We start from the raw sequence: 22,813 nt of genomic DNA on the forward strand, positions 1-22,813 counted from the left end.
TTCAACGAGAGAGGTCTACGCGTCATCTATTCATCTAAAATTGACCAGTTGCTAATGGAAGGATGAAAAACTTTGAGTTACTAATGAACTTAGATATTCGACAGCTTAAACTTGCCTTCGCACTCAGTTTGGTATCGCTATGCTTCACGCCAGTACAAGCACAGCCTGTCAAATTTGAAGTTCTCCCATCTTTGATTTTTAACGCACCTCCTCCCCCAGATGACATTAATGCACCCGGTAATCGCGTCGGAGGAGGAAAGCGCGGCGGTTGTGAGAATATAAACAAGCAGTTTGCTAAATCAAAAGAAAAGCTACTGACAGCGTTAGTTCCGGTTTATCCGTTTTCAAATGCAGAATTAGTCTTGGGATTAACAACTAGCTCTCATCCAACTTTCTGGTTTTACGTTCCTGATGTAACCGCAGTTTCCACAGAGTTTGTACTACAGAATGAAGCGGGGCAGACTTTATATCACAGGACTGTTTCACTCTCTGGGACACCAGGAGTTATTAGCCTCTCTCTACCATCAACAGCTTCCTCATTAGAAATTGGCAAGCGTTATCATTGGTACTTCAATATTTACTGCAATCTGCAACAACCACCTATTTTTGTTAATGGTTGGATAAAAAGGGTCGAACCCAACGCCGGATTAAAAAATCAGTTAGAGAAAGCAACACCAAAGCAGCGCGTTGCTCTTTATGCCACTAATGGTATTTGGTACGAGTCCCTAACTGCTTCAGCCGAACTTCGCAGTATAGACCCAAAAGGTACTGCTTGGGCTACCATGTTGCAAGCTGTTGGTCTGAATGACATTGTTTCAGAACCGATAGTAGCCTGCTGCCAATAGCTGCCCAGTAGCAGCCCAAAATATTGGATGTTGGTAGTTAGGGTTTTTTAATAAAGCTAGTTGGGCTTCAGTAATTCCAGCTGTTGCTATGACAAAGGCTTTGGGCTGTAAGTGTTGTGCCCCTACCTTGTACTCCACAAACTAAAAGCCTAATTTCTCCAACACTGGCTTGGTAGAAACAACGTGGCGTTCTAAACCCAGTTCTTTTGGACTAACCCCAAGTGCCAAAGCAATCAACTGGGGTAAATGCAACACTGGTAAACCTAGCTTCTGTTCAATAACCTTTTCTACCTCTGGCTGACGCGAATCTAAATTTAAGTGGCACAAAGGGCAAGGTGTAACTATACAGTCAGCACCAGATGTTAAGGCATCCTGAATATGCATCCCCGCCATTTTGAAAGATTGGGTAGTGGCATAACTAGCAAGGGGCCAACCACAACATTGCGTCCGGCCTCGGTAATAAATTGGTGTTGCACCCACCGCCCGAAACATATTTTCCATCGCTTCCGGTTGGAAGGGGTCATCATAGGGCATATATTTTTGGGCACGGAGAAGATAACAGCCATAAAAAGCCGCGCATTTTAATCCAGTTAACTTCCGGGTGACACGTTTGGTAATTTCCTCTAAACCGTAATCTGTTACCAAGGCGTAGAGAAGATGTTTAACGTCGGTACTGCCGCGATAAGGCGAACAGCCATCTTTATGGAGCAAGCCATTAACCTGTTCAATGTAAGCAGGGTCAGTTGTTTGGCATTCTTTCAGGTGTTCATTGACATGACCGATAACACCTTGACAAGTGCTGCAATGGGTAAGCAAGGGCAGATTCAATTCTTCTGCTAGGGCAATATTTCTGGCGTTGACTGTATCTTCCAGCAGTTGAGAATCTTCTTTAAATGTGCCAGAACCGCAGCAAGCAGCTTTTTTAAGTTCAACCAGTTCAATGCCCAGTGCTTGAGTAAGCGCTTGAGTTGACTGGTAAAGTTCCCGACAGGCCCCTTGGGCAACACAACCAGGGAAGTAAGCGTATTTAAGTGTCTGAGATAGCATAGAGGTATGTTTGGGTTAGAGCGATCGCTCTAAACAATAACTGTTTTATCATTCCTTGTTAGCACCAAAGTTCTGATGTTTGACGTTCAGCGACCCTTTAACCGTCTAGGTTCAAAGCCGCAGCATCTACATATTCTTATTGCTAGCAAGGCTTTAAATACTGATCGAGACATTGTAAAAAAATTTAGCAATAATTAGACAACCGAAGCATTTACACGGTATCGACGATGGCGTAGCCCGCTCTCCTACCCAATTCTAAGAAGATTTACTCCATTCTTTTGAGGAACGGGAGGGGTTTTCTAACAGAAAACCCCTTGGTAGTATACGGGTGATCGCGCTTGACGATAAGATGTATATGCTCAAAACAATGTCTCCCATAAAGAGCAGAACCTAGCAACTGGTTAAGGACTTTTATTATTTATGAGCCAAACGGAACTTTTTGATAAGGTCAAGAAAATCGTCACCGAACAACTGAGCGTTGAAGACGATACCAAAATCACTCCACAATCCAAATTTATGGAAGATTTAGGAGCAGATTCCTTGGATACCGTTGAACTGGTGATGGCTTTGGAAGAAGAATTTGATATCGAAATTCCCGACGAAGCTGCCGAGCAGATTGTATCGGTTCAAGACGCAGTAGATTACATCAATAACAAAGTTACCGCATCAGCTTAAAAAAAGTTTTGAGTCACCAAAGTTTAGATGGCAATGCCATGCCCCCTTTGGGCATCTACGGCAAAAACCGCTGCTTTGACTTTTCACTGAGTGCTGAACAGTTAAAAGTTTAGGAGTTAGAGTTTTAGGAGGCAAAAGTTCGGAGTTTTCTCGATCTTTGGGTGCTTCCAAAACTCAGAACTCAGGACTCGAAACTCAGCAATATTTAATGCCTGCTGCTTTTTCGCCACCTTTAACTGAATCATGACAGATCATACACGTAAACGCGTTGTTGTAACTGGTGTTGGCGCGATTACACCTATAGGTAACACAGCAACAGAATATTGGGATGGATTATTGAGTGGACGTAATGGCATTGACTACATCACATTTTTTGATGCGTCTCGCCATGATTGCCGCATTGCTGGTGAAGTAAAAAACTTCGATCCACACGATTACTTGGAGCGCAAAGAGGCCAAGCGCATGGATCGATTTGCCCAATTTGGGGTTGCGGCAGCAAAACAGGCTATATCTAACGCGGAATTAGTTATTAATGACCTGAATGCAGAACAGGTAGGTGTCATGATCGGTTCTGGCGTTGGCGGCATTAAGGTATTAGAAGACCAGCAAACTATCTACCTCAACCGTGGACCCGATCGCTGTAGTCCATTCATGATACCGATGATGATTGCCAATATGGCAGCAGGATTAACGGCAATTCACACGGGTGCTAAAGGGCCAAATTCCTGCCCTGTAACTGCTTGCGCCGCTGGCTCCAACGCTGTAGGCGATGCTTTTCGCTTAATTCAAGGGGGATATGCCCAGGCGATGATTTGCGGCGGAACAGAGGCAGCTGTGACACCATTATCGATGGCTGGGTTTGCCGCCTGCAAAGCCCTCTCTTTTCGCAATGACGACCCAGCTCATGCTTGCCGTCCCTTTGACCGCGATCGCGATGGCTTTGTCTTGGGTGAAGGTTCAGGAATTTTAATTCTCGAAGAACTCCAACACGCCCTCAGTCGCGGTGCTCACATTTATGCCGAAATGATCGGCTATGGTATGACCTGTGACGCTTACCATATCACTTCCCCTGTCCCTGGTGGATTCGGAGCCGCTAGAGCGATAGAACTAGCCCTCAAAGATGCCGGCATAACTCCCGAACAGATTAGCTATATTAATGCCCACGGCACTAGTACCCCAGCTAATGATTCAACTGAAACTTCAGCAATCAAAAAAGCCTTGGGAGAACATGCCTATAAGGTGGCAATTAGCTCCACCAAATCGATGACAGGTCATTTATTGGGCGGTTCTGGAGGTATTGAAGCAGTCGCAACAGTACTGGCGATCGCTAATGACCAAATTCCACCAACAATTAATCTGGAAAATCCCGATCAAGAGTGTGACTTAGATTACGTGCCTAACTTTAGCCGCGCTCAAAAAGTCGAGGTGGCAATATCCAATTCTTTTGGGTTTGGCGGTCACAATGTCACACTGGCCTTTAAGAAATACGTCTAAAAATTTCCCATTTTATTGCTGGTCGGCTCTCCTGAGATGACTGTGCTAAAAGTATCAGAAATATCATTCCGATATAAAGTAAGCGTTCAGCATGACCCAATTATCAGCTTGATTTATCACCAGAAACTCAGGAGATCCCGCTTGTCCATCGACAAGCGGGAATGGGATGATGAGGATACTGTGGGGGAATCTAAAATAACCCCAGCAAAAGAAGCTACGAAGAGTGCTAACCCGTCGTTAAAAACAAGAGATTATGGCTGTTGCAACCCAATCCCTCGAAGAACTTTGTATTAACTCGATCCGCTTCTTGGCTGTTGATGCCGTAGAAAAGGCAAAATCGGGACACCCAGGATTGCCAATGGGCGCGGCTCCGATGGCTTTTGTCCTCTGGGATCGCTTTATGAAGTTTAATCCCAAGAATCCCAAATGGTTTAACCGCGATCGCTTTGTCTTGTCTGCCGGTCATGGCTCGATGTTGCAGTACGCCCTACTCTACCTAGCAGGCTACGATAGCGTCACCATCGAAGATATCAAGCAATTCCGTCAATGGGAATCCAAAACCCCTGGACACCCCGAAAACTTCATGACCCCAGGCGTGGAAGTCACAACTGGTCCCTTGGGTCAAGGAATTGCCAATGGAGTCGGTTTGGCGATCGCCGAAGCGCACCTTGCCGCAAAATATAACAAACCCGATACCAAGATTGTTGACCATTACACCTACGTAATTTTAGGTGACGGTTGCAACATGGAAGGGATTTCCGGTGAAGCTTGTTCTTTTGCAGGACACTTGGGATTAGGCAAACTCATCGCTCTGTACGACGACAACCACATCTCCATCGACGGTTCCACAGATGTGGCATTCACCGAAGATGTTTCCAAGCGCTTTGAAGCTTACGGTTGGCACGTTTTGCACGTTGAGAACGGGAATACCGATTTAGAAGCGATCGCCAAAGCAATTGAAGAAGCTAAATCTGTCACCGATAAACCATCGATGATTAAGGTGACAACAACCATCGGTTACGGTTCTCCCAATAAGCAAAACACTGCTGGTGTTCACGGCGCGGCTCTGGGTGCAGACGAAATTGCCTTGACTCGTAAACAATTGGGTTGGGAACACGAGCCTTTTGTAGTCCCACAAGACGCTCTCAACCATGCACGCAAAGCAGTGGAACGCGGTGCAGGCTACGAAGGCGACTGGAACAAAACATTTGCCGACTACAAAGCTAAGTATCCCCAAGAAGCGGCTGAATTTGAACGCTACATTAGCGGCAAACTACCTGAAGGTTGGGATAAGGTACTACCCACCTACACCCCAGAAGACAAAGGATTGCCCACTCGCAAACACTCAGAAACCTGCCTCAACAAACTAGCGGCAGTTTTACCTGAATTGATTGGTGGTTCGGCTGATTTAACCCACTCCAACTTGACTGAAATCAAGGGCAAGGGCGACTTTCAAAAAGGGCACTACGAAAACCCCAACATCCACTTTGGTGTGCGGGAACATGCTATGGGCGCAATCTGTAATGGTATAGCGCTGCACACTTCGGGATTAATTCCCTACGGTGCTACCTTCTTGATCTTCACAGACTATATGCGTGCTGCCATCCGCTTATCTGCGCTTTCCCAAGCTGGCGTGATTTGGGTGATGACTCACGACTCCATTGGACAAGGTGAAGATGGCCCGACACACCAACCCATTGAAACTCTCGCTTCCTTGCGAGCCATTCCTAATTTAACGGTGTTCCGTCCCGCAGACGGTAACGAAACCTCTGGCGCTTATAAAGTAGCGATTGAAAAAGCGAAGCAAAACGCTCCGTCTTTGTTGGCGTTCACTCGTCAAAACGTCCCCAACTTGGCAGGTACATCAATTGAGGGCGTAGCGAAAGGTGGATACACCGTTGTGGATAGCCAAGGTACACCTGAAATTATCTTGATTGCTACTGGTTCAGAATTGAGCCTCGCTGTCACCGCAGCCGAAAAACTCACGGCTGAAGGCAAGAAAGTCCGTGTTGTCTCGCTACCTTCATGGGAACTTTTTGAAGCACAGGATGCAGCTTATAAAGAGTCCGTTCTACCAAAAGCTGTTACCAAGCGTTTATCTGTAGAAGCTGGTAGCAGTTTCGGTTGGCACAAATATGTGGGTACTGAAGGCGATTGCGTTAGTATCGATCGCTTTGGTGCTTCGGCTCCAGGCAATATTTGTCTAGAGAAGTTTGGCTTTAGTGTTGATAATGTGTTAGCTAAGGCTAAACAATTGTTGGGTTAATAGCAACAGAATATTCTCAAAATTGTGTGAGGTGGGCTGAAAAGCCCGCCTTTTTTTTACACAGAGGGGCGCTGAAGAGGATTGTTTATAATTGAGGTAATTAGTTAAATATTGGTAGGAAGTTATGCAAGAAGTTTCTAGCTATCATCAGGAACTTATCAATCGGATATCGCCAATTGTGGAAAATTTATTTAAAGGTAATAGTTTATATCAAGTAAAGTTAAAACCACGGGAAATGATCCAAATGTTAGTTGAACTATTTGGGCAATTTTCACCAGAAGAAATGAGGGAAATTAAAGATGATGATTTGACAGACAGAATTGATAGTATTTTAATTTTAGAGTCAGTTTCAGGTACGTTAAATGATTTAACACCGGAGCAAATAGCTATTTTTGATGCAGCAGTAGAAGGAAGACCAATAAGGTAAGTTATTTACGAGATTCAAATATTGTTAGTTATATTTTGAAGAGAAATGTAATTGTAGACCATAAGTTTCGGGAAGTCCGTCGTCTGAAACAAGATGTGTTTATTAGTTGCATAACTTACTATGAAGTCAAACGAGGCCTTTTAGCTATCAATGCAACTAGACAGTTAGCTGAGTCTGATAAATTTTGTCAAATATATAAAATTTTATTAATCGATGATTTAGAGATTATTGAACTAGCGTGTGAAATATAGCGGTTCCCACTCAGATGCGGTACAACATTATATCGCTAGGTGTAGGGGCACGGCAGTGCCGTGCCCCTACGGGTGTACCTCACGTAAACGAGAACCGCTGTATATGTGGACTTACAACGCAGGGGGTTTACTATCCAAGAGCAAGATATTAAAAATAAACTGAAGCGATGGACGTGGAATTAGGAATTTGGCAAGGCCGCTATCATAATCTAGAATTACCGTGGTGGAATAATTAGGGTAATTTGCTACAGATAGGATAGGAGCGATCGCAACGCTTGGCTGGTAAACTAAGAGAATTCAATATTAACCTCGAGTGGTAACTTTATTTATTTTGGCAACTATCTTTAGATAGATAGGGTAAACAGTACGCGATTGATCATCAAAAATCGCTTGCTAGTACTGAAAAAATAAAACTTTCATATCTAAAAATCTATGTCGCATCTTTAGTTTATTTTGTCAATGTGTAATCTCTAGTATCGCCTAATAAATCAGCGAGGCCTTCTCAGGACTTAATCTATATTCATGCTTTCAGTGGATGCAGTTATGTCTTTATAAATGCGATTGTATATATGTCCTCAAACAATAAATAGTTGCTGTTGTCCAAATGAAAAAATATGATTTTCTCTGACTCCAGTAACTTCGGCTTTATCCAATTGTTTGATGTTTTGAGAAGGTAACACAATGAATAATATCCTAAAACGCACACTTCTACCCAGCCTCATGGCTGCAAGTTTAGCTGGTGTAACTATAATTCCCGCTAAACCAGCTGCTGCTGATGACCAAGTATTAAGAGATGCAGGTATTGGGGCTGTTACCAATGTAGTAACCGGAGCAGTTAGGGGAAGAGGCAGTGTATTAGACAATGCTGTTAAAGGTGGTGTCACTGGTGCAGCTGTCAATGGTGCAAATGGTCTGAGAAACACTCGCAATCGCCGTAACCGGAACGTTGTTCAAGATGTCGGAGTCGGTGCAGGCGCTAGCGCAGTAACTGGCGTAATTACTGGCGATAGCAAAGATACCCTTGGGAATGCTGTTGATGGCGCAGCTGTAGGTGCAGCAATCCATCTGCTGACCAATGGCAAATAATTCGTAATTTATCAGCTGAAATACTTTCCAACCGCTAATCGGTTGCATTTGTAAACACTACGAACTTATCCCTTCCCTAATTCCTCTCCTTCTAGGATGAGTAAACACAACCCCCTTTCCCTACTAGAGAAAGGGGGTTGGTGGGTTAGATTTATATTGGAATATATGTCACCTTCAGGTTCAGATGACTTTAAACTTAATAGTAAACTCTAGCCCTTCAACGCCTTTCTAAAGTTTCGACGATAAGATTGATTTGTAATAAACAAAGCTGGCCATAGCAAAGATAAACCAATGCGATTGGTCAAACTTGGATTAAAATTAGTCCGTCCAAACCCATTCCAAAACTTCCAAACGCCGCCTCCGTAAACTACTATCAAGACAAAAATAATAAAGTTACCCATTCCTATCAACTCCGTTAGTAACTGACAGAATTTAAGTTAAGTTTTACCACACGAGGTAAGCACTTCATAACCCAACACCGAGAAGGTATGACTAAACTCTTTAGTCTCGAACATCTAAGTTAGTTAAACACACATTCTCTTATTCCAGTGTAGATTAGCCTCACCCATTGCAGCTAGTTATCAATGGTGGCAAGCTAGGTCAAAGGATGTAAAAGCCTTATTTATGGTGTGTTTTGGCGATACATGTTGCTTGTATAATTATCAAGCCTTTAGTTTCTAACGGCAAAACAGCGCTATAAATGCCTAATAAAGCAGGATTAGTTCCTTATTGTAGCTTTAAGGAAATATCTTGTGCTATCGATTGCCACTGGATAAATTAAGTATTCATAGTCATATATTCAGGTGTAAATACTGTTTTCTCCAGTACAAAAAAGCCTATCCCATATTTCTAAATGAAATTTTGTACTTCTCTTTACCTCGAAGATTAACTGCAATCTGCTTGAAAACTGCAAAATTATGTGGCCCATTATCCTTATGCTTCATCTACCCAATAAAGATAATATCGTTCACTATCCACCCAACCTCTCTGAAAATCTTTAATCGGAACAATTTTCAAATCATTTCGGTTGGCATTCAGCTTTTTATTTAAAATCAGCAAAATTTTCTTTTGCTCATCTTGATTTTTGAATAGAGAATTAATTTGGCTTAAAATCTCAGCTTGGTCGACATCTTGACGACCTTTTTTAAATAGAGTAAAGCTTCCCATTTTTTGAAGCTCAGGATAGTAAAACTTTCGATTGAGATAACCCGATAAAGGAGCCATATTTGCATCTCGACTGGCAACAATAAACTCATTATCTAACCCAGCTTTTTGAATATATTGGACTGTTTCTCGACTGGCAGAAAATGGTACAACTAAATCTCTTGAAAAACTATAAAGACCTCCCCCAAATTGGGCATAAAGAATTAGCATTAAAGCGATATGATGCCATTTTTGAACAAATGTAATTGAATTTGGATGAACAGAAAACTTATTAAGTAAAACTATTGACTTTTGATAATAACTTCCCAGCCATAAAGCCGCTATTAGAACTAAATAAAAATGTCCATAATGCCGGGGCATACCTATAAATCTCAAGTATGTAAATGTAAATATGACACAATTACCTATAATGTAGAAAAAGAAAGCAACTGGCTTTTCAGATAATTTAATTAAGGTTAAAATTACAATAAATAGAGCAATTATCGCACAAACGATTAAATCCAGCCATCTTGTGTGTGCAGGAATAATTAATAAATAACTACCAAATACTCTACCTATACTTCTCAACAAATGATGAACATCTAATCGTATTAGCCAACCATTATTTAATCCACCATGAAGATAACTATCTGTTGGAGGAGTAATAATGTAAATGGATAAAATAAAAGAAAAAATGATAACTACAATACTTAAAAATATGTCGTATTTTTTGCTTTGACTAAAATACTGCTGCCGATGTTCACTATCAAAACAAAATTCAGCTAGCAAAGTCAATGATAAAGAAAACGATACCAATAAACCATAGGCACTACTATTTGCTAGTAAACCTAATAAAATAGCCAAATAAGCATAAGTTGTTTTTCTAGATGAAAAAACAGTACAAAAGGCAAAAACAAACAACATACTAAAGGCATAGTTTCGAGAAATTAAAAGATATTCGTAAAAAGGAAAGAAACCAAACGAAAACAGAAACTTTTGTTGATAGTTAAAAGGACTATATAGGCAAAAAAGAGTAACCGAAACAACAGTAATTCCCAAATGAAAAATTTGCATAATAATAGGATTATCGACTATTCTTCTCAAAATACCCAGAGAAAAATACCATAAAATAGGATGACCTTCATAACGAATATTTGCAATTAAATCCCCCAAAGATTCACTATCTCTGACAATAAGCCAGGGATTTAATTCATCTCGCCACATCGAATGGTTGAGAATACCTATTAACCCAAGAGCAGAAAAAAGAATAATAATAAACCAAGGAGAATTAAAAGGTAATCTCGAAGTATATTTGATAATTTGTTTGTTTAACATTGTTAGTGAAAAATTAAATTTATTTGATCAAAAATATTGCCACAGATGCTATCACAATCTGAGGGAAAACTTATTTATTTATCAAATTTTCTCCTGATTCTTTAACTATTCTGACTACTGAAGTATTCCTCATTCCTACTTATAACTTTCTGGCATACCCACCGGTGATAAACCTGCGATCGCTCGTAAGTTTTGGCAACGAATCAACTCGGTAAAATTTAAACTAGAACGCCCTTCAATTTTGGCTACCGCTTCAATTGCAGATAACAGGTGCTGCGCTGCTTCAGCTTCTGAATAACCGCGCCGTTGTGCTACGCGGATTGCTGCTGCATCGGCATTTAGCTCTGACTCTTGAGATTTATTAGTGCGCCAGATCCGAAAAGCAGCGATCGCACTTAATCCCCCGGCTACGGCTACACCTACCACATCTGACTGTGCTGCTTCTAATAATCCGCCTAACAGCCCCGCCAGCACCACACCTTGATAAATGTCGGGTTTAAACCACTTCACCCCCGTTAACCAGCTAACCATCTGCAACAGCAGCAAATCTCGTTGCGGTTTTGGCAAGCGACGCCACAAATCAAAATTAATATATATCGGTCGCGCCTGATTCCAGGGTTGGGGAAAGGACGCGTCAATGACTTTTGCCTGCTCTGGCTTACTAACGATTTTTGTCGTCATCCGACCAGAAGCAGGCATCACATCTAACAAACGGCGAATTTCAACATTTGGCTCCATAAATTTAATTATTAGCCATAATGTGCATAGTAATTATTTTAGTTATCATTCGTGTTAACCTTTGATTTGTGACATGCTCTGTTAGTCTTTCTAAATGGTTGTTTTATTAGTAAATGGCGGTTTGTAAATAGATTCAAATCAAGCCATAAGAATATTGATTTAAGCAGTTTGATAGTGTGGCGGGATTTTATAGTATCCGTTTGCCGCTAAATTCAAAACCTCAAAGTTTTGGATAACCATTGCTACTACACTTATAACCACATGGACGCTTTTGCTACCCTCCCGCCTGAATGGACGAATAAGGCAACACATGCCTATGAATTTTGCTGTCCTAACTGCCACTCAAGTAGCCGAGAAGCTGAAAAAGTTTGGCTAAATCGGCGATCGCCTGTACTTACAGAAAACCGTCGTCGCAAATGGCAAGAGTTTTACTACTGTCAGTGTGGTTCTGTGTGGTGGGCTTGGAGTAGCGATCGCCCCTCACCAGATATATCCAATCAAAATGCTTTGTAAATCAACTGTGCCACTTCTGCATTGTATAGAGGCTTCCTCCACCATTTTCTCAAGCTCAGGCTTGCTCTAGTAATCTGTGAATGATTGCGATCGCATCCTTTCCTCATTGTTATATTACGGCAAAAGAGAAAAGCACAGACATGGATTATGATGATGCTTCCCTTAGATTGAAAAACTTAAACAAAAGCCCACCTCAAGGTGGGCTTTTGTTTATCTAATTCTCAGCTTTATTTTCTATCACCTATTTAGAAGGTGAAAGTAGTACGCAGAGTACCTACATAGATGGTGTCGTTAACATCGTTGTGATCAGGATTGAAGATCACTAATAAACCAGGGGTGACAGCAATGTTATCGCTGACCTGGAGCCGATAGAGTGCTTCTGCATGATATGCAGTATCAATGTCTTGAATCTCTCCACCAACACCATTGGCAATATTACTGTCAGTGACTTTGGGTGATTGACCAAAGATAAAGCCAAGCAAGCTGCCTTCTCTGCCAAAGTCTTTGAGAGCAAGAGTAGCAGCCCAGTAAAATACATCTGTACTCTGTCCCGCATTCAGATTTTTAGCTTCTATATCGCTGAAGCCTGCCCAACCGCCAACAGTTAACTTAGAACTGGGTTTAAACGAAAGTTGTACACCGTAATGATTAGATTCAACACGATCTTCAAATAGATTATTGGCTAAGATACTGCCAGTATCACCAAAGATATCAGGAGCATCTCCTAAACCACCGTCTTGATAACTGCGAGCATAGGTTAGACCAACGCCAATAGCTGGGGTTGGTTGAAAACCTATCTGACCAAAGATAGTGCTATCACCATTGAACACCCCGTTACTACCACCTGGATTTTGAGCATTCGGGGCTAAATAAGCACCACTCAAGCTGATCGGGCCTTTGGGATTGAAGGTAACAGTCAAACCTGCGCCACCAGAACCTTGGCGATAGATAGGGCTGAAACGTCCATAGCGAGATATAGCACCTCTAGCAGAACTAGCAAAGTCAGGGTTGAAGTTATTGACGTTTTCGTACAATTCAGCGCCAGTAGCATCAATTTTGACACGTATTGCTTCACCAAAGTTGAAAGCGTAGTTAGCTTTATCGATTCCAACACTGTTGGCATTGTCGGCGCTACCTTGTTCAAAACCCAAGCGGGTCATGTTGGTACCAGTTTGGGCGCTATTGTTGAAGATATTGCCAGCACTCAACCGGATTTGCAACTGGTCAGTACCAGTGAAACTGCTGTACAAGTTCAAACGAACGCGGTTAGCGAAAGTCGTGTTGCTTTCTAGGTCGTCGTTATCGGCAGAATCGTTGTCTAAAGGCCCATCAACCTCTTTGTCACCAAAAGCCTGAGTTACATTAAAAATCGCTTCCCCAACCAGCTTGGTGGTAGTAGAGAACTGATTAGCTTCTAACTCAGCAGTGCGGGCTTCTACGGCATCAACACGACCGCGCAGAGTTGCTAGTTCAGCAGAAAATTCTTCTTGTAATCGCTGTAAAGTAGCTAGGTCTTGTTTGCTGACCAAATCGGCAGTGGCTGTAGCAATCAGTTCATTAACCCGATCTAAACAAGCATTCAAACCTGCGGCAAATTCATAACGGGTCAAAGCACGGTTACCACGATAAGTACTATTGGGATAACCTGCAATACAGCCGTAGCGCTCAACTAGAGATTGTAAAGCTTGGAATGCCCAATCTGTGGGCTGCACATCCGAAAATTGTGAAACTGATGTTACCTGACTCATGTTGTTAGAGTCCTGAGCTTCAGATAACTGGGCAACATTTGTTACTTCTTCGTTGACTTCAGCAGCTAAGGCGCTATTAGCAACAAAAAATGCAGCAGCTACAACAACCGGACTAACCTTAAAAAGATTCCAGAATCGTTTTGTCATGTTTTTACTCTCACTCACACCTACATAATCCAGTCATAGTAAAATGCTTAAAACACTTTACTTTTGCGGATTTCACACACAATCACAGCCATGATTATACCTTATATCCTGTGATTATTACAAGCAAGTTAGTTAACATCCTGCTGAAGCATAGTTTTTAATTAATTTATTTGGTAACCGCAAAATAATCCGGCGTTTGTGACGAAAAACTGTTCCTTCTTCCTCAAACTGTTGTAGGATTCGGGTAACTGTTACTCGCGTGGTATTTAACACTTCAGCAATATCTTGATGGGTAATATTTAAATCAATTAGCTTGCCCTTATCTACATCACGTCCAAATTTTTTACTTAACCACACTAAAAATTGCCATAAGCGTAGCGAAATCGGTTTTCGATGCACAATACTTAGTAGATCCTCTGCCTGTTGAATATGAGACAACAAAGCATTAATATCTTGATGCCACAAATGAGGTGGAACAATGCTTACTTCCACGCCTGTGAGACATTCAATCTGGTAGGGCTTGACTCTAGACAAAGGATGACCAATCAGATCACCCAATCCCCAATAACCGAGAGTGATGAATGTTCCATTTTCACTCCACGTTAAAGTACGAACTGCACCGTGCTCAATCCGCCAAAGTACATCATTTTGAAGTGGGATTACTTCCCTACGGGTAAATATCTGCTGGGGTAATTGCCCACCCAAAGCAGAGCTATTTGACACGGCAAAAGAGTTTGAAGTAGGAGTTGTGGAATACATCATTAACTGTAACTACATAATTATCAGGGAATCTCGCTATTTAAAATGATTAAGAAACTCTAATAAGTTGTATAAAATTTACCTATATATCTGAAGTGTATTTTGCTCAACTAGGGCTAGAAACTAACTCAAAATTTTCTCATGTAAACAATATTGTGATTGGAGTTCTCTATCATAAAGATAGTCCAGAATTTTCCAGTTGTTTCTCTGTTACTTTAATTGTGTAAGTTTAAGAACAGGTAAGCTTTTAGTAAAATATTTAGTTAACTTATTTTTAATTATTTAGTATTTTCTTGTAGTGGTTCCGGCATTGACAAGGGACAGGAAAAAATAATGAACCACGGATAAGCACAGATATTAGTAAGGGTACGGCATTAGCGTGTCCCTACCCATGTACCTCATTCATGTGAGAATTGCTACAAGATTCAGCAAGTAGGCACAAATAATGTATTACGGCTTTAGCCTAACTCACACTATGTAACATGGTGCGTTAGACACTCATATCATATTTTTCATGACAAATTATATCGAAATATGCGCCTAAGACACCCTAAAGTTTTATGCAAAGCAGTACTAAGTGACTTGAGTCCTCAGCTTTTGTTTGTGTTTGTAGAGGTAATGGCTTTAGCTTGTAGACTGAATCTAAACCGTCAATTAAGAGCGTTGACCGGTAACAATGTATGCTACCCTTTGACCGATATTAGTGGCGTGATCTGCCATGCGTTCCAGGCAACGAATTGCCAATGCTAGTAACACAATTGGCTCGACTACGCCTGGCACATCACGTTGTTGGGCTAAAGTCTCATAAACGCGATCGTAGGCATCGTCTACAGTATCATCTAAATGCTTTAAACGGCGTCCACCGGCTTCATCGAAATCTCCCAAAGCCTTCAAGCTAGTTGCTAGCATTGCTTGCGCGTGAAGGGACATAGCTTCAATATCTGGCAAAGACGTATGAGGCGCGTAAGGAAAAATTTTAATCGCAATCTCAGCTAAATCCTCAGCATAATCGCCAATGCGCTCTAAGTCGCGCACCAGTTGCATAAAGGCACTCAAGCAGCGTAAATCTTGAGCCGTAGGCGCTTGCAGCGTCATAATCGCCGTACAGTCTGATTCGATTTGACGATAAAAGCGATCGATCTTTTTATCTAATCGGGGAAGTTCCTCAGCTGCTGTTAAGTTACGAGCGAATAACGCTTGGTGGCTGAGGCGAAATGATTGTTCTACCAAAGCACCCATGCGTAATACATCCCGTTCTAAGCGCCTAATGGCGCGTGCGAGTTGGGGTCTTTGAGGATTGGGACTGTAATGGGCAGCTTTCACACTTGTGATCTCAAACGTGAAGATATTATTAACTATAGTCTTGGCTTAAGGAGTTTGCCATAACTTCACAAAATTGGAGTTGCATCCACGCACCACCAGTTTCTGGATGGTTCATAGCTTTGATTGAACCACCGTGGGCAAGAAGAATTTGCTCAACGATCGCTAAACCTAAACCATTGCCAACGATCGCCCCTATGGAGTTACTATCTTGTGGGGAATGGGTTCGCGCCTTATCTCCTCGATAAAATCGCTCAAAAACGTGGGGTAAATCTGCCTCAGAAAACCCGACTCCAGAATCAATAAGATTTATTTCCAGAATTGGGGAAGCAGCATCATTATCCTTTGTTGATAAGATTTTGGCTTCAACATGAATACTTGTACAAGGAGGACTGTACTTAATGCTATTGTCTAGCAAGTTGAGAAAAACCTGATAAATACGAGCTTGATCTGCCTTAATCCAAAGATTTTCTGGGCCAGAATAAGAAAAAGATAGATGTTGGCGCTGTGCCAAGGGTTCTAGTGTTTCCCAAACAGATGCAATGAGCGATCGCAATTCTACAACTTTGGTTTGCAATTGCATGGTTGGGTTTGCTTCCATTTGGGTGAGGTCTAGCCAGCTTTGCACTAAGTTAATCAGCCGATCAACTTCTTGCATTAGGCGATTAACCCAGCGATTTAAAGGTGGTTCCAAGCGGGTTTGTAAAGTTTCCGCAACCAAGCGAATCGAAGTCAAGGGCGTTCTGAGTTCGTGTGCTAGATCAGAAAAAGAGCGATCGCGTACTTGATTTATATCTAATAGGGGTTGACGATTTTCTAAAAAGACTCCCACTTGTCCATTGGGCAAAGGCAAGCTAGATGCCCGCAAGGCCAGAGATTTTAGTGTTGGCATCTCTGCCGCATCATCACAAGATGGATGAAATACCCACTCGCCCGTCTGTGGTTTTTGCCGATCACGAGTTTGCTCAATTAAATGGTCAAGTTCGTAAGACCTTACCAACTCTAGCAACAAGCGCACCTGTTCTGGTTGCCAACTTTGCAGATACAAAATTTCCTGTGCCTGCCGATTGCACCACAGCAGTTGATTTTCCTCATCCACCTGCAAATATGCCACTGGTGCAAAATCTAGTAGGTCTTGGTAAGTTTGCAACGACTGCTGCAAATCTTGCCGTTGCTGTTTCACCATCGCTATTTCCTGCCGCAAACCAGGTATCAACAGCAGTCCCATCTTGTAAGAATGCGGGGTTAACGGTCGGAGTAAGCGCCCCAGGTAGCGGTTAAGTTGAACCTGTTGCCAAACCCAAAACCCAATGCCTACCGCTAAACCCAGACAAAATCCCAATAAAAGCATTTGAGTTGTTAGTTTCTTTGTGACTACTAAAAACTAACAACTATCTAAACTAATTATCCAAACCTATAGCCAAAACCTCGTACAGTCACAATATATTCAGGATGACTGGGGTCTTGCTCTAATTTTTCGCGCAACCATCGAATGTGAACGTCTACGGTTTTACTATCACCGACGAAATCTGGCCCCCAAACCTGATCTAGCAATTGTTCCCGCGACCATACCCGGCGGGCGTAACTCATAAAGAGTTCCAGCAAGCGGAACTCTTTAGGAGAAAGACTCACCTCTTGACCACGAACCAGCACGCGACATTCTTGAGGATTCAAGGTGACATCCTTGAATTTTAATACAGGTAGTTGTGGCAAATTACTTAAGCGTTGGCGGCGGAGTAAAGCGCGACAACGAGCCACTAACTCACGCATACTAAAGGGTTTGGTCAGGTAGTCATCTGCTCCCACCTCTAACCCCAAAACGCGGTCTGTTTCACTACCCTTAGCACTGAGCATTAAAATAGGTACTGGGTTTCCTTGATGACGCAGCAAACGGCAAATATCTAGCCCATTGATTTGAGGCAGCATCAAATCAAGAATGAGCAGATCAAAGGGAAGTTCCCCGGAGTTGGTTTCAAAACTTTTGAGATACTCTATAGCAGACCGCCCATCGGGTGCAGTTGTCACCCCATAACCTTCTTCTTCCAGGGCTACAGCTAGCATTTCCTGGATTAATTCTTCATCTTCTACTACTAGAATACGGCTGGTTTGCCCAATGTCCGTTCTAGCAGAATATTTGGTCGATTCACTGGTATACATTGATATCACAAAAGTCTGGGACTGTGCTTGTATCAATTAGGATGATTGAATCTATTATCTCGCCTTACTGCAACCGCGCTTCTACTAGGGTTAATTCTTTTAGATTTTCTTTACAAAAAGTAACATATGCCACAGGACCCTCCTAAATCATAAATCACGCAATTACATGAAGGGTTGTCTTGACAAAAGCAGATTAAGTTGGGTATATTCACTTTAGTACAAAAGTACTAAAAGCTAAAGGGAAAACTATAACTGAAAACCATAAGGACATATATGTGGAAAATTCGTACTACCTAAGTGTCCTATGGTGATGATTTCCGTATTTCCACTGCGTTAAAAATGTTGATTTAAAGGCTACTCTGATGTCTGCATAGGGTAGTCCTTGGTATGGCTTGCTACCCAATAAATCATTTGCCTATTGAAGGGAGTTGGAAGATGACTACAGTTGGAGTCAAGGACAGCAAACAACAACTAATGCAAGCATTTCAACAAATTATTATCCAAAGAAAAAAGCTGGAATCTAAAATAGCAACCAAACAAGAGGAAGCAGAAAAGGCAAAAAGTCAAGAAATTCTGCAAGCAGCTTCTGCATATACGGTTGATAGTATTGTCAAAGGTTTAGCTGATTTACAACTGGAGTTTGGTAGTATTCTCAATGGATTATCTGAAAAACTAGCTCAGGAAAATTCCAAGTTAGATGAATTGAACCGAGCTATAGAAATTGAAACTCAACGCTTACAAGAGCTTCAACAAATCAGAGTTGTAGCGGATACTCTAGACATTTTAAGTCAAGAACACCAAGAAAAATTAAAAACCCTAGAACAAGACACTATCAGCAAAAGGGAAACACTAGAGAAAGAAATCACAATCAGGCGGAGAGAATGGCAAAAAGAGCAAGCAGAGTATGAAGAGAAACTCCAAGCATATAACGATTTATTAGCTAAAGATCGCCAGCAAGAACAAGAAGAATCTCAGTATAAGTTAGAAACTACTCGTAAACTCAATACAGACAGCTACGAAGCGATAAAACGCCAACAACAAAGGGAAATTCAAGAAAATTATCAAAATAAACAGAAAGATTGGGCAGAACGAGAAAAGATATTCGCTGAACGTCAACCACTCTTTGCAGATTATGAACAAAAGGTAACTAAATTTCCTAACGAACTGGAAGAAGCCGTTAAGAAAGCTAGGGAAGAAGCAATTAAAGAAACAAGCCAAAAAGCTAAAATCGAGGCTGATTTATTTGAGAAAGAATGGGAATCTAACAAACAGAGCTATGAACTAAAAATTCAATCTCTAGAAGAAACAATTAAGAAACAGTCTGAGCAAATAGAAGGTATATCTGCTCAATTGCAAACTGCATTAAAACAAGCACAAGACTTAGCTATGAGAGCTTTTGGTAGTTCTAATCCTAAATAGTTGTGAGTCTGTAGCATCTTAATCATTTTTAATTCCTGAAGAGGAGGTTTGTTGTGGTGGTAAAAAAACCGACTGATAAGAATACTAAAGTAGAAATTCTTCAGGCGTATGAGGAGTTGGCTAAAGAAAAAGCAGCGCTGAAATCGCAACTCGAACAAGTTGCCCAAGAAAACCAGTCTGGAACTAAAGAACAGCCTAAATTAGAACAAAAAACACCTATGAATCAGCTTTCTAGTGTCCAACAAAAAATGAACAATACAATTGAAAGCTTAGTGAAAACTCAATTAGGTTTTGGCAGCGCTGCAAATGAATTATCGGAACAGCTAACCACAAAAGCCTCTAAATTAGAAGAAATCAGGCGAACTTTAGAAGAAGAAATCCAACAATTAACACAGTTGCACAATTTGGAAATTTCTGATGATATCTTGGATACTCTTATCCAAGCTTATGAAGATAATACTAAAGCTTATCACGAAGAATATAGCCAGCGTTCTGAAGTGTTATTCCAAGAAATACTAGATCAAAGGAATACTTGGTGTAAAGAACAAGAGGAACAGCAACGGGTGATAAAAGAACGGAATGAAAACTTGAATAAAACTCGGCAACGCGATGCGGCAGAGTATAAGTATAATTTAGAACTCCAGCGGCAACTGCAAAGTGACGAATACGAACAAGAGCAGAAAGCGCTATATAAGCAACTGGAAGAATTACTACAAGAAACAGAAAAACAGTGGGCTGAGAGAGAGAAAGCAATTTCTGAGAGAGAGAAACAATTTGAAGAATTAAAAGCCAAGGTAGAAGCTTTTCCAAAAGATAAAGAAGCAGCCATTAAAAAAGCTACAGAAGAAGGCAAAGGCATTGCCCACTACCAAGCTAAAATCAAATCAGATTTATATTCTAAAGAAGTAGAAGGTCAAAAGCGTTTCTATGAACAAAGACTACAATCTTTAGAACAAACTATTACTAATCAAGAGACGCGAATTCAAAATCTTTCTAAACAACTTGAATCTGCTCTGAAACAAGTTCAGGATTTGGCAGTTAAAGCTATTGAAGGTACTTCAAATGTTAATTCATACCAAGCAATAAAAGAAATAGCTTTAGAACAAGCAAAGACTCAAGTAAAAAATAAATAAGTTGATTTCTTTATTAATAAGAATTGTAGAGACTTAAATTAAGTCTCTACAAGGAAGTATAACGATTTTTATTCGGTTTTTTTTGGTTTTTTGATGTCTGGGGGAGGTTGTCGTTTCTTCTTCTTTGTTGCGCTAGCCTGTGTTTGTTTAAATGCTTGATTGGAATTTTGTTCTTGACTAGACATAATACTAAATTTTAAAATCTACTACACTATTATCTACATCACGGGTATGGTTGATTACAGAAATATATCATAGAAAATTTAAGTTTAACTAGAAAAAGTTAGTAAATAATGTTACATCGGGAAAAACCTTAACTTTTAACTGGATAAAACCGGATCATTATAAATCTTAATATATGAGTTAGCGATCGCTTGGTGGCTGGGCAAAATAGGCTACCCAATCTACATTTATCAGTATTTAAGCAAGCTTGATATTACTGCGCTAATGCCTCACGCACCCACTGCCTAAATGCTCGTCGCGCTGTACTAGATCCTTCTGTGAGGCTGAATTGCAAAAACTGCAATATTCCTTCAATCACAGGCAAATTCCCAAATGTTGGGCTAGTTTGCATCTCAATGTATTCTGCTTGATTTAAGACATAATACTTGCAACTTACCGCCTCCGTAACACCAAAGTTCAGGTACACCCAACGCCACGTAAGCACTGCCCTGGTTGAAGGTCGATCTGGCGCAGTTGCAGTGTTACAACCATTTCATCCTCCGTACCATTCACTATGTAGCTAAAACAAATAGCCGGACTGCCTAAGAGAGCCACAACTGTACTCATTACTCCGAGTACAGTGTGTGAAGTGTTCCACCAAAGACAGAAAAGATCAAGCAAAGGTAGAAAAATCTAGATTCGGTGGAATATCCTGAATCCGCCCTGGCCCAATCGCTCGTAATGCTTCTTTGAGTAAAATATCCCCAGTATACAAGGCACGTCCGACAATCACGCCAGTCACGCCTTGAGGTTCTAATGCCAACAAACTCAACAAATCGGTGACAGAACTTACCCCGCCAGAAGCAATTATTGGGATAGAAATTACTGCTGCAAGTTCTCGCAAAGCTTCTAAATTGGGGCCGATAAGTGTACCGTCCCGGTGGATATCTGTGTAAATGATGGCGGCTGCACCCAATTCTTGCATTTGTACAGCTAGTTGGGTTGCTAAAACTTCTGAGGTTTCTAACCAACCGCGAGTTGCTACGCGGCCATTACGGGCATCAATACCGATAATAATTTGTTCGGGAAATTCTTCACACAGTTCTTTTACTAGCTGGGGTTGTTCTACGGCGATGGTGCCGAGAATTGCCCACTGTATGCCTAGATTGAATACTTGTTGCACACTGGTGCGATCGCGCAATCCTCCACCAATTTCAATGGGAACTGACACTGCATGAGCGATCGCTTCAATTGCTCCCAAGTTTACTACTTTACCTGCTTTGGCACCATCTAAATCAACTATATGCAATCTAGTAGCACCTTCATCTACCCACTGTTTGGCAACATCAGCAGGATTTTCGCTAAAAACTTGCGAGCGATCGTAATCTCCTTGATACAGTCGCACACAGCGACCTTCGAGTAAATCAATTGCTGGAATTACATCCATTTACTTTTTCCTCATTGCAATCAAAACGCTAGCTATAGCTGGGGTTCCTATTTTTGATTTTTGATTTTTAATTGCCTTATCCCTTGCCCAAAACCCATCACAAGCAAGATATTAGAAAGGGTCAAAAATACTTCTGCACCACCGTGCAACCAATCTACATTGGCCAAAGACTCGCCATAATGCAATTGGGCGTAAATTCCTGCCGGGATGGTGATGGCAACAAAGACAAGAGTGCCGTAAAATCCATACAGTGCTAAACGCGGCATTTGTGGACTTCGGCTGATAAACCACAAGAAACCCAAATAGGGAAACAGTGAAAGTGCAAACAGGGTTTCTTTAGAAATCATTGCTCTGATTTGATAGGTTTTGGTTCAATAGTGTTAGTAGACTTGGTAGAACGCCAAATCAAAAACGCCGCTGCCCAAAGCGTAAAATTACCAACTAAGGTCATGGTAGCTTGAAGCGTTACCAGCCATTCCAGAGATTCGGCGTTGTCGAAATAATGCCAGGTACAAGCACACATGGCGCTGACTAAAGCTGGTAACATGGCAAGGGATAATCCCCACCAATTGCGATTACCAGTGAGTTCGCCGTAAGTCCAAATTAACCAAATGGCGACAATCCACTCAATAACGCTAGAAATATGAATAATCCAGGTGGGAATCGATAGAGCGTGCATACAGTAATAGCAACAGATATTT

Annotated in this window: 24 protein-coding genes; 9 read left to right on the forward strand and 15 right to left on the reverse strand. The window is 41.4% G+C overall.

All coding sequences use genetic code 11. From position 1 onward, the window contains the following. Positions 1-83 precede the first annotated feature (83 nt). Complete coding sequence (locus H6G92_RS05045; RefSeq protein WP_190891375.1) at positions 84-845, forward strand: DUF928 domain-containing protein; 762 nt, start codon at positions 84-86, stop codon at positions 843-845. On the opposite strand, the gene H6G92_RS39065 is transcribed toward H6G92_RS05045, so the two are convergent. Together H6G92_RS39065 and H6G92_RS05050 are read right to left on the reverse strand one after the other, a co-directional pair. Beyond that, positions 816-983: a hypothetical protein gene (locus H6G92_RS39065; RefSeq protein ID WP_190971395.1), complete on the reverse strand. Its 168-nt coding sequence runs from the start codon at positions 981-983 to the stop codon at positions 816-818. The genes H6G92_RS05045 and H6G92_RS39065 overlap by 30 nt on opposite strands. Before the next feature lie 3 nt (positions 984-986). After that, on the reverse strand, positions 987-1,892 hold the full coding sequence (locus tag H6G92_RS05050) for a CoB--CoM heterodisulfide reductase iron-sulfur subunit B family protein (RefSeq protein ID WP_190891377.1): 906 nt from the start codon (positions 1,890-1,892) through the stop codon (positions 987-989). A gap of 420 nt (positions 1,893-2,312) precedes the next feature. Between H6G92_RS05050 and acpP the strand changes: the two genes are divergently transcribed. The 5 genes from acpP to H6G92_RS05075 all read left to right on the forward strand — a co-directional run bounded on the left by acpP (position 2,313) and on the right by H6G92_RS05075 (position 8,091). Continuing rightward, positions 2,313-2,567 (forward strand): acyl carrier protein, encoded by a 255-nt coding sequence (gene acpP / locus H6G92_RS05055; protein ID WP_190891379.1) that lies wholly within the window; start codon positions 2,313-2,315, stop codon positions 2,565-2,567. A gap of 243 nt (positions 2,568-2,810) precedes the next feature. Further along, positions 2,811-4,061 carry a beta-ketoacyl-ACP synthase II gene (fabF, locus tag H6G92_RS05060; RefSeq protein WP_190891381.1) on the forward strand — a complete coding sequence of 417 codons (1,251 nt, stop codon included), beginning with the start codon at positions 2,811-2,813 and terminating at the stop codon, positions 4,059-4,061. A gap of 253 nt (positions 4,062-4,314) precedes the next feature. Then, on the forward strand, positions 4,315-6,327 hold the full coding sequence (gene tkt / locus H6G92_RS05065) for a transketolase (RefSeq protein ID WP_190891383.1): 2,013 nt from the start codon (positions 4,315-4,317) through the stop codon (positions 6,325-6,327). A 124-nt stretch (positions 6,328-6,451) separates the two neighbouring features. Further along, on the forward strand, positions 6,452-6,754 hold the full coding sequence (locus tag H6G92_RS05070) for a hypothetical protein (RefSeq protein WP_190891385.1): 303 nt from the start codon (positions 6,452-6,454) through the stop codon (positions 6,752-6,754). Positions 6,755-7,686: 932 nt separating this feature from the next. Next, entirely contained in the window at positions 7,687-8,091 is a 405-nt protein-coding gene (locus tag H6G92_RS05075; RefSeq protein ID WP_190891387.1) for a hypothetical protein, read from the forward strand. A 209-nt stretch (positions 8,092-8,300) separates the two neighbouring features. On the opposite strand, the gene H6G92_RS05080 is transcribed toward H6G92_RS05075, so the two are convergent. From H6G92_RS05080 to H6G92_RS05090, 3 genes are all read right to left on the reverse strand, one after another. Then, positions 8,301-8,492, reverse strand: coding sequence for a hypothetical protein (locus tag H6G92_RS05080; RefSeq protein ID WP_190891389.1), 192 nt, complete (start codon positions 8,490-8,492; stop codon positions 8,301-8,303). Positions 8,493-9,024: 532 nt separating this feature from the next. Then, on the reverse strand, positions 9,025-10,569 hold the full coding sequence (locus H6G92_RS05085; protein WP_190891391.1) for a hypothetical protein: 1,545 nt from the start codon (positions 10,567-10,569) through the stop codon (positions 9,025-9,027). A 135-nt stretch (positions 10,570-10,704) separates the two neighbouring features. After that, a complete protein-coding gene (locus H6G92_RS05090) occupies positions 10,705-11,307 on the reverse strand; it encodes a DUF3318 domain-containing protein (protein WP_190891393.1) in 603 nt (200 codons plus the stop codon). Between the two features lie 261 nt (positions 11,308-11,568). Between H6G92_RS05090 and H6G92_RS05095 the strand changes: the two genes are divergently transcribed. After that, a complete protein-coding gene (locus H6G92_RS05095) occupies positions 11,569-11,820 on the forward strand; it encodes a hypothetical protein (RefSeq protein WP_190891395.1) in 252 nt (83 codons plus the stop codon). A gap of 245 nt (positions 11,821-12,065) precedes the next feature. On the opposite strand, the gene H6G92_RS05100 is transcribed toward H6G92_RS05095, so the two are convergent. The 5 genes from H6G92_RS05100 to H6G92_RS05120 all read right to left on the reverse strand — a co-directional run bounded on the left by H6G92_RS05100 (position 12,066) and on the right by H6G92_RS05120 (position 17,951). Further along, positions 12,066-13,715: an iron uptake porin gene (locus tag H6G92_RS05100; RefSeq protein ID WP_190891397.1), complete on the reverse strand. Its 1,650-nt coding sequence runs from the start codon at positions 13,713-13,715 to the stop codon at positions 12,066-12,068. 132 nt (positions 13,716-13,847) lie between these two features. Then, the gene (locus H6G92_RS05105; RefSeq protein ID WP_190891399.1) at positions 13,848-14,477 is read right to left on the reverse strand and encodes a Crp/Fnr family transcriptional regulator; all 630 of its coding nucleotides are present in this window, start codon (positions 14,475-14,477) and stop codon (positions 13,848-13,850) included. 651 nt (positions 14,478-15,128) lie between these two features. Continuing rightward, on the reverse strand, positions 15,129-15,797 hold the full coding sequence (gene phoU / locus H6G92_RS05110) for a phosphate signaling complex protein PhoU (protein ID WP_190891401.1): 669 nt from the start codon (positions 15,795-15,797) through the stop codon (positions 15,129-15,131). Between the two features lie 28 nt (positions 15,798-15,825). Next, entirely contained in the window at positions 15,826-17,145 is a 1,320-nt protein-coding gene (locus H6G92_RS05115; protein WP_190891403.1) for a sensor histidine kinase, read from the reverse strand. Positions 17,146-17,198: 53 nt separating this feature from the next. Continuing rightward, the gene (locus H6G92_RS05120; protein ID WP_190891405.1) at positions 17,199-17,951 is read right to left on the reverse strand and encodes a winged helix-turn-helix domain-containing protein; all 753 of its coding nucleotides are present in this window, start codon (positions 17,949-17,951) and stop codon (positions 17,199-17,201) included. Positions 17,952-18,386: 435 nt separating this feature from the next. Between H6G92_RS05120 and H6G92_RS05125 the strand changes: the two genes are divergently transcribed. Continuing rightward, a complete protein-coding gene (locus tag H6G92_RS05125; RefSeq protein ID WP_190891407.1) occupies positions 18,387-19,370 on the forward strand; it encodes a hypothetical protein in 984 nt (327 codons plus the stop codon). Between the two features lie 53 nt (positions 19,371-19,423). Continuing rightward, positions 19,424-20,503 carry a hypothetical protein gene (locus H6G92_RS05130; protein ID WP_190891409.1) on the forward strand — a complete coding sequence of 360 codons (1,080 nt, stop codon included), beginning with the start codon at positions 19,424-19,426 and terminating at the stop codon, positions 20,501-20,503. Between the two features lie 436 nt (positions 20,504-20,939). Here H6G92_RS05130 and H6G92_RS05135 read toward each other — a convergent pair whose 3' ends face one another. From H6G92_RS05135 to H6G92_RS05155, 5 genes are all read right to left on the reverse strand, one after another. Beyond that, positions 20,940-21,077: a hypothetical protein gene (locus tag H6G92_RS05135; protein WP_190891411.1), complete on the reverse strand. Its 138-nt coding sequence runs from the start codon at positions 21,075-21,077 to the stop codon at positions 20,940-20,942. A gap of 65 nt (positions 21,078-21,142) precedes the next feature. Beyond that, complete coding sequence (locus tag H6G92_RS05140) at positions 21,143-21,292, reverse strand: hypothetical protein (RefSeq protein ID WP_190891413.1); 150 nt, start codon at positions 21,290-21,292, stop codon at positions 21,143-21,145. Between the two features lie 46 nt (positions 21,293-21,338). Then, the gene (hisA, locus tag H6G92_RS05145) at positions 21,339-22,112 is read right to left on the reverse strand and encodes a 1-(5-phosphoribosyl)-5-[(5-phosphoribosylamino)methylideneamino]imidazole-4-carboxamide isomerase (protein WP_190891414.1); all 774 of its coding nucleotides are present in this window, start codon (positions 22,110-22,112) and stop codon (positions 21,339-21,341) included. 47 nt (positions 22,113-22,159) lie between these two features. After that, positions 22,160-22,459 carry a DUF3593 domain-containing protein gene (locus H6G92_RS05150; protein ID WP_190891416.1) on the reverse strand — a complete coding sequence of 100 codons (300 nt, stop codon included), beginning with the start codon at positions 22,457-22,459 and terminating at the stop codon, positions 22,160-22,162. Further along, positions 22,456-22,791 carry a DUF2499 domain-containing protein gene (locus tag H6G92_RS05155; protein ID WP_190891418.1) on the reverse strand — a complete coding sequence of 112 codons (336 nt, stop codon included), beginning with the start codon at positions 22,789-22,791 and terminating at the stop codon, positions 22,456-22,458. Before H6G92_RS05155 ends, H6G92_RS05150 begins: the two co-directional genes overlap by 4 nt. Positions 22,792-22,813 lie beyond the last annotated feature (22 nt).

This window comes from Nostoc foliaceum FACHB-393 (assembly GCF_014698505.1).
GTDB lineage: Bacteria > Cyanobacteriota > Cyanobacteriia > Cyanobacteriales > Nostocaceae > Nostoc > Nostoc foliaceum_A.